Annotated in this window: 15 protein-coding genes and 1 riboswitch; of the genes, 14 read left to right on the top strand and 1 reads right to left on the bottom strand. The window is 41.8% G+C overall.

The window, feature by feature from the left end; all coding sequences use genetic code 11:
• The first annotated feature begins 233 nt into the window (after window positions 1-233).
• The 14 genes from BLS33_RS16560 to BLS33_RS16495 all read left to right on the top strand — a co-directional run bounded on the left by BLS33_RS16560 (window position 234) and on the right by BLS33_RS16495 (window position 17,588).
• A complete protein-coding gene (locus BLS33_RS16560) occupies window positions 234-1,454 on the top strand; it encodes a FecR family protein (protein WP_176801414.1) in 1,221 nt (406 codons plus the stop codon).
• A 115-nt stretch (window positions 1,455-1,569) separates the two neighbouring features.
• Window positions 1,570-5,028, top strand: coding sequence for a SusC/RagA family TonB-linked outer membrane protein (locus BLS33_RS16555; RefSeq protein WP_218129579.1), 3,459 nt, complete (start codon window positions 1,570-1,572; stop codon window positions 5,026-5,028).
• A gap of 10 nt (window positions 5,029-5,038) precedes the next feature.
• The gene (locus BLS33_RS16550) at window positions 5,039-6,586 is read left to right on the top strand and encodes a SusD/RagB family nutrient-binding outer membrane lipoprotein (protein WP_089892016.1); all 1,548 of its coding nucleotides are present in this window, start codon (window positions 5,039-5,041) and stop codon (window positions 6,584-6,586) included.
• A 266-nt stretch (window positions 6,587-6,852) separates the two neighbouring features.
• Window positions 6,853-7,701, top strand: a complete 849-nt coding sequence (locus BLS33_RS16545; RefSeq protein ID WP_143017634.1) for a sugar phosphate isomerase/epimerase family protein — start codon at window positions 6,853-6,855, stop codon at window positions 7,699-7,701.
• Window positions 7,702-7,876: 175 nt separating this feature from the next.
• A complete protein-coding gene (locus BLS33_RS16540; protein WP_089892010.1) occupies window positions 7,877-8,428 on the top strand; it encodes a TetR/AcrR family transcriptional regulator in 552 nt (183 codons plus the stop codon).
• 52 nt (window positions 8,429-8,480) lie between these two features.
• A complete protein-coding gene (locus BLS33_RS16535; RefSeq protein ID WP_089892007.1) occupies window positions 8,481-9,341 on the top strand; it encodes an SDR family oxidoreductase in 861 nt (286 codons plus the stop codon).
• Between the two features lie 124 nt (window positions 9,342-9,465).
• Window positions 9,466-10,440: an NAD(P)-dependent alcohol dehydrogenase gene (locus BLS33_RS16530; RefSeq protein ID WP_245731510.1), complete on the top strand. Its 975-nt coding sequence runs from the start codon at window positions 9,466-9,468 to the stop codon at window positions 10,438-10,440.
• A 38-nt stretch (window positions 10,441-10,478) separates the two neighbouring features.
• On the top strand, window positions 10,479-11,321 hold the full coding sequence (locus tag BLS33_RS16525; protein ID WP_143017633.1) for a sialate O-acetylesterase: 843 nt from the start codon (window positions 10,479-10,481) through the stop codon (window positions 11,319-11,321).
• Window positions 11,322-11,409: 88 nt separating this feature from the next.
• A riboswitch (TPP riboswitch) is annotated at window positions 11,410-11,504 on the top strand.
• 67 nt (window positions 11,505-11,571) lie between these two features.
• Entirely contained in the window at window positions 11,572-12,372 is an 801-nt protein-coding gene (thiM, locus tag BLS33_RS16520; protein WP_089892000.1) for a hydroxyethylthiazole kinase, read from the top strand.
• Window positions 12,365-13,003 carry a thiamine phosphate synthase gene (thiE, locus tag BLS33_RS16515; RefSeq protein WP_089891997.1) on the top strand — a complete coding sequence of 213 codons (639 nt, stop codon included), beginning with the start codon at window positions 12,365-12,367 and terminating at the stop codon, window positions 13,001-13,003. Before thiM ends, thiE begins: the two co-directional genes overlap by 8 nt.
• Window positions 13,000-13,833 (top strand): bifunctional hydroxymethylpyrimidine kinase/phosphomethylpyrimidine kinase, encoded by an 834-nt coding sequence (gene thiD / locus BLS33_RS16510; RefSeq protein WP_089891995.1) that lies wholly within the window; start codon window positions 13,000-13,002, stop codon window positions 13,831-13,833. The genes thiE and thiD overlap by 4 nt, the downstream gene beginning before the upstream one ends.
• Entirely contained in the window at window positions 13,820-14,476 is a 657-nt protein-coding gene (gene tenA, locus BLS33_RS16505; protein WP_089891992.1) for a thiaminase II, read from the top strand. Before thiD ends, tenA begins: the two co-directional genes overlap by 14 nt.
• Window positions 14,477-14,684: 208 nt before the next feature.
• Window positions 14,685-15,470, top strand: coding sequence for a polysaccharide deacetylase family protein (locus BLS33_RS16500; protein ID WP_089891989.1), 786 nt, complete (start codon window positions 14,685-14,687; stop codon window positions 15,468-15,470).
• 66 nt (window positions 15,471-15,536) lie between these two features.
• Window positions 15,537-17,588 carry an alginate lyase family protein gene (locus BLS33_RS16495; protein ID WP_089891987.1) on the top strand — a complete coding sequence of 684 codons (2,052 nt, stop codon included), beginning with the start codon at window positions 15,537-15,539 and terminating at the stop codon, window positions 17,586-17,588.
• Window positions 17,589-17,685: 97 nt separating this feature from the next.
• Here BLS33_RS16495 and BLS33_RS16490 read toward each other — a convergent pair whose 3' ends face one another.
• Window positions 17,686-19,098 (bottom strand): purine-cytosine permease family protein, encoded by a 1,413-nt coding sequence (locus BLS33_RS16490; RefSeq protein ID WP_089891985.1) that lies wholly within the window; start codon window positions 19,096-19,098, stop codon window positions 17,686-17,688.
• Between the last annotated feature and the right edge of the window lie 12 nt (window positions 19,099-19,110).

Here is a 19,110-nt window from a genome sequence, read left to right as displayed (position 1 = left end):
TTTGAATTTTCTTCGTGAAAGAAATAGGATGTCCATAGACCTATAAGATACGTCCATATGTAGCATATTTTTTTACCAAAACACTTTATATCAAGCTACTAAATACTGATTTCATATTCTTTTTTCAGCAAAAAAATGGATTTTATTGGGGTAAAAATCAAATTTCCGTCTCTTTCTTAATACCAGTAGTCGGCATGGCACAATTACTTCGGTAGTACCAAATGAATTGCAGCATGAAATACACCCATTACAAAGAAGAAGATTTTGTAAAGGACACCTATTTTCAGAAATGGATTTTGGACCCGGACCGTTTGACGCGTAATTTTTGGGAAAACTGGGTCGTGCAAAATCCAAAGAAAAAGGAGACCGTTGAAAATGCGGCACGTATGATGCGACTGATGAAATTTGCCGGCAAAGAAGAACTTTCTGCCACAGAAATTGATACGATGTGGCAAAATATTTTTCAAAAAAGAAAGAAAAAAAGCAATAGAAACTATTTTCAACTTCATCCATCACCCCTGTTTGAGATCAGATCTCTACTGCGATTTGCCGCACTCTTTATCATCATAACAGGTACCACTTTCGGACTTTATCACCTTCTTTTCAATTCCGAGGAGAAAAGTCTAAAAACTATCAGCTCACAAATAACCTTACAACTTGAAGACGGATCCGTGCAAATACTCAATGAACAGGCTTCGGAAGTTATTATGAATGAAAAAGGGAATAGAGTTGTAAATCAAGAGCGAAATATTCTTGTTTACGATAAAAAAAGAGTCAAAGACCAAGAACACCTTGCCTATAACGAATTGGTCGTACCCTATGGCAAAAAATTTGAACTGAAACTTTCAGATGGATCTCATGTCTTTTTGAATTCGGGTTCTAAACTACGGTACCCCGTAGCCTTCTCGAACAATAGCGCAAGAAATGTTTTTCTTGATGGCGAAGCCTATTTTTCGGTAGAAAAAGACAGGGTATGGCCCTTCAAGGTAATCACCAAAACAATGAATGCCCGAGTTTACGGTACAAAATTCAATATTTCTAGTTACGGCGAAGAGAACGAAACCGCTGTGGTTTTAATAGAAGGAAGTGTCGGTGTCTATAAAGCAACTGATGTTTCAAGCTTCAACGACATCGAAATAGCCCCGGGTCAGCGTGCAGTAATGTTCAAGAATACCATTGCCATTGATCAAGTAAACGTAGACAAGTACATCGCCTGGACAAAAGGGAAATTGGTATTCATCGATGATCCATTTGAAACAATTGCCAAAACACTGGAAAGGCATTTTAATGTCATTATTGATAATCATATTACACTATTGAACAAAAAACGATTTACAGGAACCTTCACCAAAGAATCCCTAGATCAGATTTTAAGGGTATTTCAAGAACATACTCCTTTCGATTTTAGGGAAAAAGGAAACACTATAACCATTATGGAAAAAAGAAAACCTTAAAACATACCAGATGAATTAAAACCCCATTCATTATATACAGCACGCATTCGAAAAGTGCAGAAGCACCTTCATGCAATACACTGAACAACGTAATTAATCAACCAAACAAGTAATTATGAAAAAACCAATGAGGCTATTGGACGATGCCAATGCGCTACTTCCAAAATTTAATTGTCAAGTGATTGCCATCCTCTTTTTTTTCTTTGGATCACTTTGCCAATTACACGCAACTACGGGCTACGCCCAAAATACGAAAATTGATTTAGACAAAACTGGGGCTACGATACTCGAAATAATCGATGCGATAGAAGCCAAGACTGAGTTTAAGTTCTTTTATAGCAAAGAAGATTTAGACCTGCAACGCAAAGTAGATATGCGTGTGAAGGGGATAAATATTGAAAAAGTACTTCAAAAGCTTTTTCCCTTTGGAAACGTTAATTTCAAGATTATTGACAAACAAATCGTTCTGACTTCGAACACCACGTATCGCTCGGCAGGGAAGACTTCGGTCCCACCCATTTTACAAGACCCCATAGAGATAAGTGGCATCGTCACCGATTCTGATGGCGGGCCCTTACCCGGGACAAGCATTCTTGTTAAAGGAACCAACACTGGAGTTACCTCCGATTTCAATGGCAATTACACCATAATGGTACCGAGCACCAGCGCCGTTCTAGTCTTTAGTTATATTGGTTTTACCGCTAAAGAGGTGGCCGTTGGCAGACAATCTACCATCAATGTAACCTTAGAAGAAAGCGCCGAGGCTTTAGGGGAAGTCGTAGTGACGGCACTTGGGATTGAAAGAGACCGAAAAACATTGGGCTACGCCACAGCCAAGGTCGATTCTGAAGAATTTGCCGTGAATAGAACCCCGAACTTCATGGATGCCCTTCAAGGGAAAGTCGCAGGAGTCAATATTTCGGGCTTGGGGTCGGGTCCGCAGGGAAGTAGCAAAATCAGAATACGCGGTATTTCTTCCTTTGGAAATAACAACTCTCCATTAATCGTAGTAAATGGTGTTCCCATAAACAATACCTCTTTTGGGGTTCAGGGAGATGTTGGTGAAGTTGGTAGTAACAGACGATCCGATAGTGGTGACGGACTTAGCAGTATCAATCCCGACGACGTGGCTGACATGACCATTCTGAAAGGTGCAGCTGCCTCGGCACTATACGGTTCTAGGGCCAAAGATGGTGTTATCATGATTACGACCAAAAATAGGTCTGACGAAGGTGGGGTCGAAGTTACTTTTAACACCAACTATACCAATGGCGCGCCACTTGATTATACCGACTACCAATATGAATATGGTCAAGGAGAAGGTGGGGTTCGCCCCAATGCTCCGTTCCCCAATACCGGGGTTTGGAGTTTCGGGGAACCCGTAGGCGGCACGCAAATTCTATTCGACGGGCTCGTAGTGCCCTATACCCCGACCCCAAACAAGATTAGGGACTATTATAGAAACAGTTCGACTTTGATGAACACGATTTCTGTCGCTTCTGGTGGAGAAAATGGGGGCATCAGTTTCTCTGCTGCAAATATGGATGCAACATCTATTCTTCCCGGATCAGACTACGTAAGAAGAACGGTAAACCTTGGATTCACACAAAAACTTAAAAAGTTCACCATTTCGGGAAATGTCAATTACTCCAATGAAGAACGTACGAACCCTCCGAATATAGCGGAGCAGGATTTTAGTCCCGTCGTCATCTACACCCTTGCATCCACAATGCCACTTGATCTCTTGAGAGAGAACTGTTGTGATGCAAATGGAGATGAAATTCCGTATTCAAGGTTTACCAACAGAACCAACCCGTATTTCGCCCTAAAACGTTTTGAGAATAATACGCGCGATCGGGTATATGGCAACATTACGACAAAATATGATTTTGCTGACTGGTTGTTCGCTCAAGTAAGGATCGGGCAAGATTATTACATGCGTGATGTGGATTATAATTTGCCCACAGGTAGCCAAAGACAGTCCGATCCACCTCCTGGTTTTGTAAATGGTCAATATATTCAAGACCAACGTCGCTTCAGGGAGGTGAATGCCGACTTTTTAATCAGCGCGAACAAACAGTTCGGCGAGTTTGGCACAATGTTGAATTTTGGTGGCAACCAAATGTACCGTCGATCCGACGTGAACACCATTTTGGGAGAGAACTTTTATACTAGGAATCTCTACACTATCGGGAATGCTAGTACGGTATCGCCCAATTATGTGCGTTCGGAAGAGCAGATAAATTCATTATATGCTGCGGCCGAACTTTCGTACGGGGGCTTTCTATACGTAAATGCCACAGCGAGAAATGACTGGTTCTCTACCCTTTCCCCAGAAAATAGAAGCATCCTCTATCCTTCAGTAACCGGTAGTTTTGTTTTTAGCCAAGCGTTTAACAATATGCCGAGCTGGCTTTCCTTCGGAAAAATACGCTTGGCCTATGCAGAGGTAGGTAGCGACACCGATGTGGGTGCATACGCCGACAACTTGCCTTATCGCATTAATCCATTACAACTCTTAGGCCAACCTGTCGGAGGCATCGACACCAGTACCATTCCTAATACAGATTTGAGACCTATGCGGGTGACCGAACGGGAAATAGGGCTAGAATTGACCTTGTTCAATAATTTACGGTTCGAAGCGTCGTATTACAACAAGCTTTCCTCGGACCAGATTCTCCAAGCACAGACCTCAGATGCATCTGGTTATACCACCCGTCGCATAAATGTGGGGGAAAGTAGAAACGAAGGGGTCGAGGCCTTCTTATCGGTCAGCCCCATACGGACTGAAAATTTTACATGGAATACATCTGCCAATTTATCCTATAACACTTCCGAAGTGTTGAGTCTTGGCGAAAGTGTCGATGACAACTTTATTACTGTCGGACTTGCCGAATTCCATGGAGAACTTAGGCAGGTGGTCGGTAAGCCAATGGCACAGCTCTACGGCTATGGATGGTTGCGCGACGATCAAGGAAATCAGGTATTCGATCCAAACAACGGATTTCCGTTACGATCTGAAGAGCAACTTAATTTTGGCACTGCACTACCCGTTTGGGTCGGTGGGTTTACTAACAGTTTTAAATACAAAAACCTGACAGCTTCCTTCTTAATAGATTATAAATTGGGCCATAAGATGATTTCGGGCACCCATATCAATGCGTATCGGCACGGGCTTGACAAAGCCACGTTGGTCGGACGGGATGTCGGCTATGTTATTGGCGAAGGGGTCAATCCTGATGGCAGTGTCAACACAGCGCAAGCGGACATTCAGGGATATTACCAGACCATACGCACCCATAGGGGATCTGAAGCATCGGTTTTTAATGCCGGATCATGGCAGTTAAGACAATTATCCATAGGGTATGACTTTACATCACACTTGGATCATATCAAGTTTATAAAAAGCTTGAAATTCGATATTGTGGCCAATAATGTGGCGGTTCTTAAAAAATGGGTTCCCCATATCCATCCCGATCAAAACGGGATTATCGGAGATCAGTATACAGGTCTTGAAGCCACGGGTCTACCGATTACCAGGGATATCGGTTTTAACATGAATATTAAATTTTAATACAAAGACGATGAAAAATATAACGAAATATATATACAGTACGTTTTTGATAATGGCATTACTTTTCTCATGTGATGATGGGTTCGATGAACTGAATACCGACAAAGTTCGTTTGGTTTCCATAGATCCGACCTATCAACTGAATACCGCCATCATACAAGGTGCCCCCGGTTATGGCAATAACCTAACCTATCAAGTTACCATCGTAAGGCAAATGATTACTCCTTTTGCCGGTGTAGGTACTGGGGCCAATCTTAATCAAGACAACCGCGCAGCAACGCTCGAACTTTGGAACCTGGGCTATCGTACGACCATCAAAAATCTGGTTGATGGTATTGCATCCATCGAAGGTGACCCCGAAAAAACAAATATGTTGTCGATGCTTCGAATTTGGCGCGCGCATCAATTTATGATCTTGACCGACAGTTATGGAGATGTACCGTATTTCGAGGCCGGAAAAGGATTTTTGGAACAGATTCCTTTTCCCGAATACGACTCTCAGGAGCTGATTTACGATGACCTGCTCAAAGAACTGGAAGAGGCTTCTGCAGCCTTAGACCCTGCAAAAGATGGGGTAGACCAAGAAGTCATGTACGCGGGTGCCGGCATCAGCGATAATATAAGCGCATGGAAAAGATTGGGAAACTCCCTTTTATTAAGGGCCGCCATGCGATTGGTCAAAGTCAACCCCGCGAAAGCCCAAGAATTTTCTGCGAAAGCGATTGCAGGAGGCCTTATGACCTCAAATGACGACAATGCCTTGGTTCGGCATGATGCCAGCTTCCGAAATGGAATGGGTACCAATTTGAACGGGGGCCAAGCGCCATTTTATTATTTGGACAAAGAGTTGGTCGACTTCTTTCAGAGCAACGATGACCCTAGATTGAAGGCGATAGCCGTTCGTTATGTAGGATCGGCATCAGAAGGGGGCCAAGTACCCGAAAATGCCAATAGCGATCCCGCCGTACAGATAGGAATGCCACAAGGGTTTGATAACACCACGATAGCACCGCAGGTTGCAGCGGACGGAGTAGCAAGCCTTTTTGATTATAGCCAGTTAGATCGAACACGGTTGGGAGCGCCCGAGGCACCTAGTTTCTATGTTACCTATTCAGAGACATTATTGTTGCATGCCGAGGCCATCGTTCGCGGTTGGGCCTCTGGCGATGCCAATGCGCTCTATCAAGAGGCAATTCGCGCCAATATGGAACAATTTGCGGACTGGCCAGGAGATACTACGATACCTGGAGCTGAAATTGACACCTATATTTCAACACATACCCTCACCTCAGGAATGGAATTGGAGCAGATCAATACCCAATATTGGATATCTTCTTTTTTAAACGGTTCGGAAAGTTGGGCCAATTTCAGAAGGAGCGGGTTTCCGGTTGTAGCCCCGAACCCTTACCCCGGTGGGGAATTGAAGACCGAAGATTTTATTCGTAGGTTGACCTACCCAGATGCTGAACGAACAGTCAATTCAGCCAATCTAGATGCAGCTATCGGAAGACAAGGCCCCGATATTTTGGACACCAGGGTATGGTGGGATGTAGAGTAAAATATTATAATCAAGTATAATCATCAACGCTTCGGACACCAATTGTTCGAAGCGTTGTTTTTAAACTACCATCCAGAAAACCAAAATCGGGTAGGTCTGAAAGCAACCGTGCGCGCTTAATGACTATCTTGTGATAAGATTCTTGTTCTACGTAAAAAAGTCTTAAAATACCAAGAATCAACTATCACTTAGGCCCTGATAATTTATTGCAGTAGTTTTCCACTGAGAAAATGTACTTGCACATAGTTGAGTTAAAATCAAACGACATGAAAACCTATATTCCGATTCTCATTACTTCATTATTAATAATTATTTCATGCAAAGAAGTAAAAGAAGACCACATCATTGACCCCGAAAATATTTATGCTTGGTGCATTGTACCCTATGACAGTATGAAGCGATCTCCGACAGAGAGAATAGAAATGCTGAAAGATTTGGGCATCACAAAGTATGCCTATGACTGGAGAAGCGAGCATCTCCCTTATATGGCTGAAGAATTGAGGTTGGCTAAAAAAAATGATATAGATGTAATAGCCCTGTGGCTTTGGATAGATAACGATTCGAATTCGTTGGAAGGTTTGAATAGCTCCAATGAAAAAGTCTTCAGCGTTATACAAGAGGTCGGTTACGAAGGTCAAATCTGGGTTAGTTTTAATGCCAATTTTTTTGAAAATCTATCGGATGCCGATTCAGTTAACAAAGGGGCGAAAATGATTGCTTTCCTAAGTAACAAAGCAGCGGCTTTGAATTGTAAAATAGCCTTGTATAATCATGGAGATTGGTTCGGAGAACCTGAAAATCAAATAAAGATTATCAAAGCACTGCCCAATGAAGATTTGGGGTTAGTCTATAATTTTCACCATGCACATAATCAAATTGACGATTTTCCAGAAATGGTGACAATAATGTTGCCTTACCTATGGAATGTAAATCTGGATGGCTTAAGAAAAGAGGGACCCAAGATACTTCCCATTGGAGCGGGAGATTATGAAAAAGAAATGATCGAATTATTGATAGCCAAAGGTTACATGGGTGATTTCGGTATTTTAGGACATGTTGAAGAAGCAGATGTCAAGACGATACTAAAAGCTAACTTAGATGGTCTAAGAAACTAAATATTTCGAAATATCCTAAAGGATATAATACTCATAGGAAACTCCCTATTAAATAAAGAGTATTCGCGCTCCTTCCCCTATCTGCCAAAGCTATAATATTCGAACAATTAACGGTAAGCTGAAAAAATTGCATCATATTTTGGAATAATCATTCCAAAATACTTATTTTTGTCCGGTGAACAAGAAAGAAAACATCTTAAAATCCGCTTTAATGCTTTTGGTAGAAAAAGGGGTTCATAATACCCCCATGTCGGCCATAGCGAAAAATGCGGGTACCGGTATGGGAACCATTTATAACTATTTTCCCAACAAAGATGTTTTAATCAACGAACTATACGTGAACATTAAAGAAAAGGAGAACTCCGCTTTTCCGGACTTTGATTATAGAAAACCTATAAAAACTCAATTTGAGAACTATTATCAGTCCATTATCTTCTTTTTTATCGAACATCCCGCCTACTTTCAGTTTATGGAGCAATTACATGCGTCTCCTATAATCACCTCCGAAAGCAAGGCAAAAGGAATAGCGGTTGTAAACCCCGTTTTTGATTTGCTAAAAAAAGGCAAGGATGAACGGATTATCAAAAATCTGGAGATCACTGAATTAATTCAGTTTATAGGAGGTTCTGTTTTATCGTACCTCAGATGGTATTTAATTCAGGAAAATATTGATAGCACATCAGTTCAAAATCAAACAAACATGGTTTGGGACGGAATCAAAACGTAAAAAAATTTTAATTAAAAATGGAATGAACATTCACTCCAATAAAATAGAATAAATGAAAAAAAATGTATTGATTACAGGAACATCGACTGGCGTAGGCTTTGAAAGTGCCCTACTTTTTGCCAACAAGGGCTACAAGGTTTACGCTACTATGCGAAATCTCAAAAAGGCCGAAGCCCTGAAAAAAAGAATTTCCGAAGAAAAATTAAATATTGAATTACTTCCGCTTGACGTAACCGACATAATTTCTATTCAGTCAGCAGTGAAAACCATAATTGCAAAAGATGGAAAAATCGATGTTTTGGTAAACAACGCCGGAGCTGGTTTTGCCAAAACCACCGAACAAGCCACACTAGAAGAAATAAAATGGGTAACCGACGTAAATTATCACGGTGTAGTGCTTTGCACACAAGCAGTATTGCCCCATATGAGAAAACAAAAGTCGGGTCAAATAATCAGCATTACCTCAGTAGGCGGGTTAGTAGGGCAACCCTTTAATGAGCTGTATTGCGGTGCCAAATTTGCCGTAGAAGGGTATATGGAAGCGCTTGCCACCTATGTGGGCGATGCCTTTAACATTAAAATCACCAATGTCGAGCCTGGCGGTATAGCGACCGAATTTATGAAGTCTGCCATAGACAAAACCGTAGACAATGGGCAACTCGCCTCAGGAGAATACCTCCCCATTTTTGAGCGCTATCTAGCGGCCAATCAGAAAAGAGCCGGTGAAAGCGAAGTAGCGGTTTATCAAACTGGTCGAGAAGTAGCGGAAGTCGTGCTGAAGGTAGCTCAAGACGAAAATCCGCCATTACGTATTCGTACCTCAAAATGGGCAGAAGACTTTTGTCAATTAAAAACTCAGGCCGACCCAGATGGCACAAAGTTGGTAAATCAAATAAAAAATAGTTTTCTTTAAAAATCAAAGGATTTGTTCTAGCCTTTTGTAATTATAACCGACTAAGAATTACTCTATTTTAAACAGCCTCTCGCCAGAGGCTGTTTCCTTTTTAGTATATTTAAGTTTTCGACTTAAATAAGCCATGTCCAAATATATGAAAGCCTTTGTATGCGAAAAATACGGGCCTCCTCAGCTACTAAAAATTCAAGAGGTACCTCAACCTACACCAAAAGAAAACGAGGTATTGCTGCGTATTCGTGCCACGGCCATAAACGATTATGATTGGAGTATGGTACGCGGCAAGCCCTATTTGTACCGTTTAATGTTCGGCATTAGAAAACCCAAAAGACAGATTCCGGGAATGGAGTTGGCCGGTACGATCGAGGCAATCGGATCTAATGTTAAAAAACTCAAAATAGGGGATGCCGTTTACGGTGATATTTCAGATTATGGTTTTGGTAGTTTTGCGGAATTCATTTGTATTCACGAAAAGGCAGTGGTCGAAAAACCTGAAACCATGAAATTTGATGAAGCCGCTTCTCTGCCACACGCTGCTCTTTTGGCCCTACAGGGCCTACGCAAGGGAAATATAAAAAAGGGGCAAAGAATTTTAATCAACGGCGGAGGAGGTGGAGTGGGCTTTTTCGGACTTCAACTAGCAAAATTACACGAATGCGAAGTTACAGGAGTAGACACCGGAAAAAAGCTGGAAACAATGAAATCATTAGGTTTTGATTATGTAATTGACTATAAAAAAGAGGACTTTACCAGAAGCCACCAAAAATATGACTTAGTCCTCGATTGCAAAACGAATCGAAGTCCCTTAGCCTATGTACGTTCATTAAAACTAGAAGCTAGTTACATCACAGTGGGCGGAAAACCACATCGTCTGCTGCAAATGCTATGTTATAAAAAATTCATTTCTTTATTCCATAAAAAACAACTCAGCATTCTAAGTCTTAAACCGAATCAGGGCCTGGAGGAAATCAACCAGCTTTATATACAAGGAAAATTGAAATGCGTTATTGATGGTCCGCATACTTTTAAGAAAATACCAGAACTAATCACATATTTTGGCCGAGGTGAGCATATAGGAAAAATTGTCGTTGTTTTATAAACAATTCGAAATGACCATTATCAACAAAAAAAGTTGCTTTGAGAAAAGAAATATTCATATTTATTAACTTCTTCCTTTTGGTCTCCTGTAATCAAAAAGATGATGAATTTTATGACGACAGTATCAGGATGCAGACTTTCCCAAAAATGGAAATAATCGTTGATAAATTACCTGCTAAAGAAAATTTATGGGTCTTCATTCTGGCCGGACAATCGAACATGGCCGGCAGGGCCCTTGTCGAACCTCAAGATACACTTCCTTCCAACAGGATATTAAGTTTAAACAAAACCGAGGAGTTTATTGTGGCAAAAGAACCACTTCATTTTTACGAAACTTCCCGAGCTGGTCTAGACTGCGGTTTAACCTTTGGAAAGGAATTACTAAAACATATTCCCGATAGTGTTTCACTATTGCTAATTCCGACTGCTGTCGGCGGAAGTTCACTACGACAGTGGCTGGAAGATTCCACCTATCAAAAGGTTCAGTTATTTAAAAATTTCGCCCAAAAAATGGAAATAGGTAAAAATCATGGCACCTTAAAAGGAATTTTATGGCACCAAGGTGAAAGTGATGCTGAGAGCGAAGAAGATATTAAACTGTACACCGACCGACTTTCACAACTTTTTATTAATTTCAGAGCGTCGGGAAACAACGAAGATTTGCCCATACTCATAGGTAAATTAGGCTCGTTCTCAAAAAACAATCAGCAATGGCAAAAAATAAATAATCAAATTGCGCTTTATGTTTCGACAGATGACAAAGCATCGCTGATCGAAACCGCCGACTTAAAGGATAAAGGTGATAAAGTACATTTTAATTCGGAAGCACAACGAATTATGGGAAAAAGATTTGCAAATGCCTATACCCAAAAATTCAAGTGACCCATTACCATATCACCTCCGTTTCACTCACTTAAGTTAATGAACCGATTATTTCATTTCCCGTTTAAAAAAAAGGATGCTATATTTGAAATGGCTTTAGGGGTATTCCGTAAAAAGAATTGAGAGAGTCCCTTTGAACCTGAAACGGTTGATACCGTCGTAGGGAAAAGTATCCGGTCACCATAGTGGCCACGCATCTTCTTATGTTCAAGAATTGCCCTTTAGCCATAATATATAACTCACAAATATTATGGAAAACCAGTTCTGGAAACACATTCAAACCGTAAAAAATTCTGCTCCCCTAGTGCAGAACATCACCAATTTTGTGGTGATGAACAACACGGCCAACGCCCTTTTAGCAGTTGGTGCATCTCCCATCATGTCTCATGGGCACGATGAAATCAATGATATTGGTACCATTTGCCAGTCGTTGGTCATCAACATTGGCACCTTGGACAATTATTGGTCACAAGCGATGCTAAAAGCGGCCGAACTCGCACATCATACAAAAAAGCCTTGGATCCTAGACCCTGTAGGCGCAGGGGCTTCGCATTATCGAACGACCCTTTTGACCCAATTGCTCGAATATCGACCCACGGTAATAAGAGGCAACGCTTCCGAAATTATGGCTTTGGCCCAGGTTAAAATATCAAGGACCAAGGGAGTTGATAGTACGGCAGTTAGCATGGAGGCCATGGAAGCTGCCAAACTGTTGCACAAAAACTACTACGCCGTGGTCTGCGTCTCGGGTGAGATAGATATTGTCGTAGGACCTAAAACCTCTGTTTTTATCAAAAATGGTCATGCATTGATGACCAAGGTTACCGGTTTAGGATGTTCCGCTACCGCTATCATCGGCGCTTTTATCGCAGTCATAGATGACAAGATGGAGGCTGTTGCCACAGCAATGGCATTATTCGGAATCTGTGGAGAATTGGCCGCCCATAATTGTGCCGGACCAGGAAGCCTCCAAACCCAACTATTGGACAAGCTCTATAATATCACAGCATCGGAATTTAACAACACACTCAACATCGAGCTACATGACTAGTCTAGCCTTTCCATATCCACTGTATTTGGTCATCTCAGAACGTGATTGCAAACATCAATCCTTTCTAGAGGTTGCCGAAGCAGCCATTCGTGGTGGGGTAGATCTCATCCAGTTACGGGAGAAAGACTGCCCCGACGAAATGTATTTCCTTAAGGCCGAACGACTCAAAGAATTAACGGATAAATATGATATTCCCTTAATTATCAATGACAACTTAAGGGTTGCCATGGAGGTGAAGGCTTTCGGAATACACGTGGGAACAACAGATATTCCTCCCAGTACCATTCGCAAGGCATGGAAAGGATGCAAATCGTTAGGATATTCTCTAGAAGCCTTGGATCAGCTCGATACCGAAGAAACACAAATTTCCGACTGGCTAGGGGTTAGTCCCGTTTTCAAAACCCAAACAAAAGAAGATACCCTAACGGAATGGGGTTTGGAAGGTATTCGCAACATTCGAGAAAAAATCTCCAAACCTTTGATCGCCATCGGAAACATGAATATCGATAATATAGCAGCTGTATTGGAAGCTGGTGCCGATAGTATTGCAGTTGTTTCTGCCATTTGCAGCGCCAAAAATCCGGAAAAAGCGGCTTTCGAACTTAAAAATGAGATTCTAAAAACGATATGAAACAGTATTCCTATCCTTCAGTAATGACAATTGCGGGTTTTGATGGCAGCGGGGGCGCAGGCATTCAAGCCGACATTAAAGCCATATCTGCCCTGGGGTGCTACGCCACTTCCGCCTTAACGGCCCTCCCTGTTCAAAACACTACAGGTGTTAAATCGATTTACCCAATTGAATATATGGCGGTACAAGAACAAATACAGGCAATTATGGAAGACATTCCCCCAAAGGCCATAAAAATTGGTATGCTGCACACTTCCGAACTCGTATTGACTGTCGTTGAGACCCTCAAAAAATATCCGAAAACTCCCTTGGTTTTTGATCCTGTTATGGTGGCGACCAGTGGGCACAAACTTATTGAAGACAGCACGATCGGCACAATCGTGGAAATGTTGTTTCCCATAATTGATATTCTCACTCCCAATTTAGACGAGGCTGCCATCTTGGCTGAAATGGAAATTCACACCGTCGAAGACATGTACTCGGCTGGTAAAAAAATCAAAAAATTAGGCGTAAAAAATGTTTTATTAAAAGGAGGTCACCTTAAAACACTGGAATTGACCTCTTTATTTTTTGATGCGGACGATAAGGTAACTGCTTTTCAACAGGAAAAATATAACACCAACAACACGCACGGTTCAGGCTGCACGCTATCATCGGCCATCGCCAGTTATTTGGCCTTAGGCGAGTCTTTTGTAGGAGCCATATCAAAAGGGCAGGATTATGTACACAAAGCCATTTTTCATGGAAAAGATGTAGCTATCGGAAAAGGAAATGGCCCGTTAAACCACTTTTTTAACCCTCAAATATTAGTAAAACATGACTTGGTCTAAACAAACATGGGAACGTATAATCCCTATTTACGAATCGATTATTGCCATGCCTTTTATTACCGAACTTATGGACGGCAGCCTAGCGATGGAAAAATTCCAATTCTATATGGCCCAAGACTCCGGATATCTTGAACACTTCGGGCGCGCATTAGCAATGATAGGGGCCAAGGCACCGAATGTTGAAGAAGCCTTAGCCTTTATTCAATTTGGACAAAATGCTATCTTAGTGGAGAATGCGCTTCACGAATCGTATTTTAAGGATTTTGGAATTTCCAGCAGTGGAAAATTGGAACCTACATGCCACCATTACATTCATTATTTGAAAAGCACCGCCGCCTATGAATCCGTGGAAATCGCCATGGCGGCCGTATTACCCTGCTTTTGGATTTACAGGGAAGTAGGGAACTATATTTACCAACATCAAAAAGCTAAAAATAACCCCTACCAAAAATGGATCGATACCTATGCAGGGGAAGAATTTGGTATCGCAGTGACTCGTGCTATTGAAATTTGTGACCGAGCAGCCCTCACTGCCACTCCGTCAACCCAAAAATACATGACCGAAGCATTTATCATTGCTAGTCGCATGGAATTCGAATTCTGGGATAGCGCCTACCAAATAAAAAAATGGAAATTTTCTTAATTCGTAAAGCAAACAACCTATTACCCCTAAAATTTTTAAGTATTTACTTTTAAGTTTCATTACAAAGGTTATTCTGAAATGTTCAAAACGTAAATCTTAACGAATTCATTCCAGATTAAAATTAATCGCTTATTTTTAGAGACCGTTATATCATTTTTGTAACGGCTAAATGGCCTAAGGCTTTATTCGTTAAACCAAGCACCCCGAAATGAGGTCAGTACTACTGTTTTTTACGCTTTCTGTTTTTCTTAACGGACATTCCCAAATCCTAAAAAAACAAATTCCCGATAAACTGGTCGTACTTTCTTTTGATGATGCTCCTGCAAGTCAATATTCGGTAGTGGCGCCGTTACTCAAGAAGTTTGGTTTCGGAGCTACTTTTTTTGTTTGTGAATTTCCGCCAAACTATAGCGATAGTACCCTTTACATGAATTGGCGCCAAATAAAGGAGCTTGACAACATGGGTTTTGAAGTAGCCAATCATACCCGAACGCATGCGAATGTCACCAAATTATCGAAAGCACAGTTTATTAATGAGCTTAGCTATATTGAAGACAAATGTGACTCGTTGGGCATAGAAAAACCGACGAATTTTGCCTACCCAGGATATGGGCTTAATCTTGAGATACTTCCATTTTTGAACGAACTAGGGTATCGCTTCGCCCGCGCCGGAGGCAGTAGGGCTTACAATCCCCTGATCGATCACCCGTTTCTTGTTCCAAGCTGGGCTACAGATGCCGAAAATAAAGAAACCATCATGGCAGCCCTTGAACAGGCCAACAACGGAAAAATCGTTGTATTAACCCTTCATGGCGTACCCGATATCGAACACCCTTGGGTCAATACGCCTCCTGAACTGTTTACAGCATATCTAAACTATTTGGCAGCACATAACTTTACCGTCATTGCCCTAAGAGATTTGCATAAGTATATCAATGTCGATGAGGCGCTACAAACGATTGTTCCGGATATAAAGAAAGAATTAGCGAATTAAATTATACAAATACTCCCTCTGAAAAAGAGAAAAAAACCCGAAGTCACTTTAACCAAAAAACAAACAATGATTCTAAATATTACGCGGACCCTTGCCCTACTAACCATTCTATTTTTCGCTTATCTCCCTTGTACTTCCCAATCTAATTGGAAGGAGGTCACCACCGTTGAAGAACTTTGTTCAAGTTATCCCGAGACCGTAAAAACGATGCTCGAACAATTCAATCTTGACTATCCCGGGCTGGAGAAAGTCAAAGAAACTTATGCCACCGGTAATTTGGTAGAAGCCAGCAATGCGTTGTTGGCTTACTACAAAAACGGGGACACGGCGATGGAGCTTAGAAAAGATACCCCTGAAAAGTCAGATAATACCAAAGCAACAGCAGACACTACGCTGACCGATGTTTTTATTATACAGAATATTAAGGGAAAAGTACCCCTCTTAAATGATGGCCACCGAGACTGGTATTACAAAGGCCCGAACAACGACAAAGAATGGGCTTGGTTATCGAACCGTCATAGCCAACTCAGCGGTATATTTTCTACTTATCTCGAAACGGGCAATCCAAAATATGCCGAATACATCGATCTATTTCTAAGGGATTTTATTATTAAAAGTATGCCCTACCCCGCCATTAAGAGTGGAACTTCAGTATGGCGTGGTCTCGAAGTTGCTGCTCGGGCCAAAGTTTGGTCGCGTATTTTTTATGGAATGATCAACAGTGAATATATTTCTCCGGCCACACAACTTTTGATGCTGGCCAGTTTACCGGACCATGCCCACTACAACAGAAATTTTCACAGCAGCAACAATTGGTTGACGATGGAAATTTCAGCATTAGCTACTGTAGCAGCAGATTTTCCCGAGTATAAAAAATCGAATGAATGGTTAGACTATGCCATAGCAACTATGAGCGAAAGCATGAAGGGTCAAGTGTATGCCGATGGGGTTCAAACAGAACTTACCTCCCATTATCACAATGTTTCGCTAATCAACTTCGAACTTTTTAAAGATATCTGTGACAGGGCCAATAAAGAGCTTCCAGATTATTTCAACAATACGATTGAAGCGATGTACAGCTATGTCTCCCATGTGGTGCGCCCCAGTGGTTTCCGTATTCTAAATAATGATGGTGACAAGGGCAGTGACCGCGATTTTATTTTAAAGGGTGCGAAAAAGTTTAATCATCCGGAGTGGGAATATATTGCCACTAATGGAGCATCGGGAATCAAGCCAAGTGACGGTCCCTCTTATTTTTATCCTTGGGCCGGCCATTTTATTTCTCGTAGTGGATATGACGCCAATGCCCAATGGTCCTTTTTTGATATGGGCCCTTGGGGCAGCGGCCATCAGCATAATGACAAATTACATATTTCCATTTCCGCTTACGGAAGAGATCTTTTGGTCGATTCGGGACGGTTCGCCTATACTGGTGAAGTCGCTGAAAAATTCCGGCCATATGCCAAAGGAACGGCAGGCCATAATAGCATTTTAATAGACCAAAAAGGTCAAAATGCGGGGCCGAAACTCGCCGAGGAACCGATAGGTGCCAACTATTTTAAAATTGCCGACGATTTCGACTACGCCACCAATTCATTCGACGAATTCATCGATGTCGAAGGAAAAGCCAAGCACACCCGTGCGGTACTTTACGTGCGTGGAGAATTTTGGGTAGTCGTAGATCGTATCGATACGGATAGGCCCAGAAAAATTGATGCATTCTGGCACTGGCACCCTGAATCGGTGGTACAAAAAGACGGCTCAACTGTCAAGACTACTAATGAATTTGGGAACTTGGCCGTAATCCCAGTTAGCAAACAAAAATTCGAAATTAAGTTTATCAAAGGTCAAGAAACTCCAGAAATACAAGGATGGTACAGTCCTGAATATAATTTGTTCGAACCCAACACCACCGCTAATTACAGCACCCAAATCAACTCCGATTCCACTGTTGTATGGTTGCTCGTACCTTCGGAAAAAGAAACGCCAAATATAAAGGCCAAGATTGTTTCCGAAAATAAAGATGGTGTAAGTTTATCCGTAAAATCCGAAGGAAAAACATGGCAAATTACCGTTCCTTACAATAACAGTAAAGATGCCAATTTGATAAAAAAGTAGTGGTTGGACAAATGTTCTTCTAAACAAGACCTTTTTATAACTCAAATAGATTCGAACGACCATTCCGGGTCATCTCGAATGCATTCGGATTTCCTTCTTAAACGTTCTTCTGCCACATTTTACTGAACAATAGGAAAAGTCCGCCACAAAGCAACCAGGCAGGAAGCGTTACGAAACTTAAGAACACATCAAATTGTAAGGATATAAAGTAGAAAAGCCCAAAACTTATGGCCCATGCCCAAAACACCGATTTATTAAACTTAATGTTGGCCGTTTCGGCATAATTTTTAACGATACCGGCATTTTTAGAAAAGAAGTGCTCGAACACGATAATCGCCCCAAAAGGTGCCAAAATAAACCCGTAGAGTGCTACAAAACCCAATAATTTCATGGCAAAGGCTGGAAAAAGCCCCGCAATAGTAGCCACCGTGCCTGCAATAATAGTCACCCAAAAAGTGGAAAGTTTGGGAACAATGGCCTGAAAAGCAAGTCCCGCTCTATAAATGGTCGGATTGGCGGTTGTCCATCCGGCCAAAACGACCGCAATAATACCAAAAATACCGATGGCGTTATTTGCCAAAGGCCCAGGAGCCACCGGTGGAGCTTCCCCATTCGTCAAAAAAGCTTGCGCTTCCGGCGATTTTAGATAAACGGCATATAGCAGCGCAGCGGCAATCCATGCCATATAATGGCCGACGTACATTCCCGCAGCGGTAGTCCAGCCCGAGCTTGCCTTTTTAGCAAACCGAAAAACCGAAAGATCTGACATACCGATGTGCATAGCCGCATTGGCGAACCACGACCAGATAACCACATGCCAGAACGTATATTTCAATTGTCCGGGAAAGGGATCGGAACCTTCCCCCCAAATATTCCAAAAATCAGAAAAACTATGTACCTCCAATTGCCCCAATGCAACAACGCCACAGGCTATAAATGCCAAGACGATTATCGGCGACATCCAATTGGCGGCCTTGGAAACGGTATCATACCCCTTGGAAGCGATGAGTGAAATTACCGCTCCGATAATCAATACGATAATTACCCAAGTAGGCCCATTAGGCATGGTATCTGTCAATTTGGGCATTTCCATCCCAAAAGGGATTCCTACTGCCGTGGCGGAAACGGTAATCATGGCTCCGGCCAAGAAGCAGAATAAAATACCATTGGCCAAATTATAGCCGGTTACCAGTGTTTTACCACAAATCTTTTCCAATTGATAATAGAGGGTCAACCGATATTTCACGGCTATTTCCGCAGTTAAAAAACGCCAGCATAGAACAGCCAATAGGTTGCCGATCAGCAGCCCTATAATCAAGTCAAATGCGCTAACCCCTGCTGTTAAGAACAACGGACCAATGATAAATTCTGTTCCCGCGGCATGCTCACCTGCATACATACCTAAAAAGCTTTTCCAGCCTTTGAGGTTGGATTTGGGGACTGGAGTTCGTTCAAATTCGCCACCGGCGATATCCTCTATTATTTCCTCTTCGATATTGTATTGGCTCATTGGTCTGGTTTT

Source organism: Kriegella aquimaris (assembly GCF_900103215.1).
GTDB lineage: Bacteria > Bacteroidota > Bacteroidia > Flavobacteriales > Flavobacteriaceae > Kriegella > Kriegella aquimaris.
Note: the sequence above shows the minus strand (reverse complement) of the source record. Positions and strands in the feature narration are given on the sequence as shown.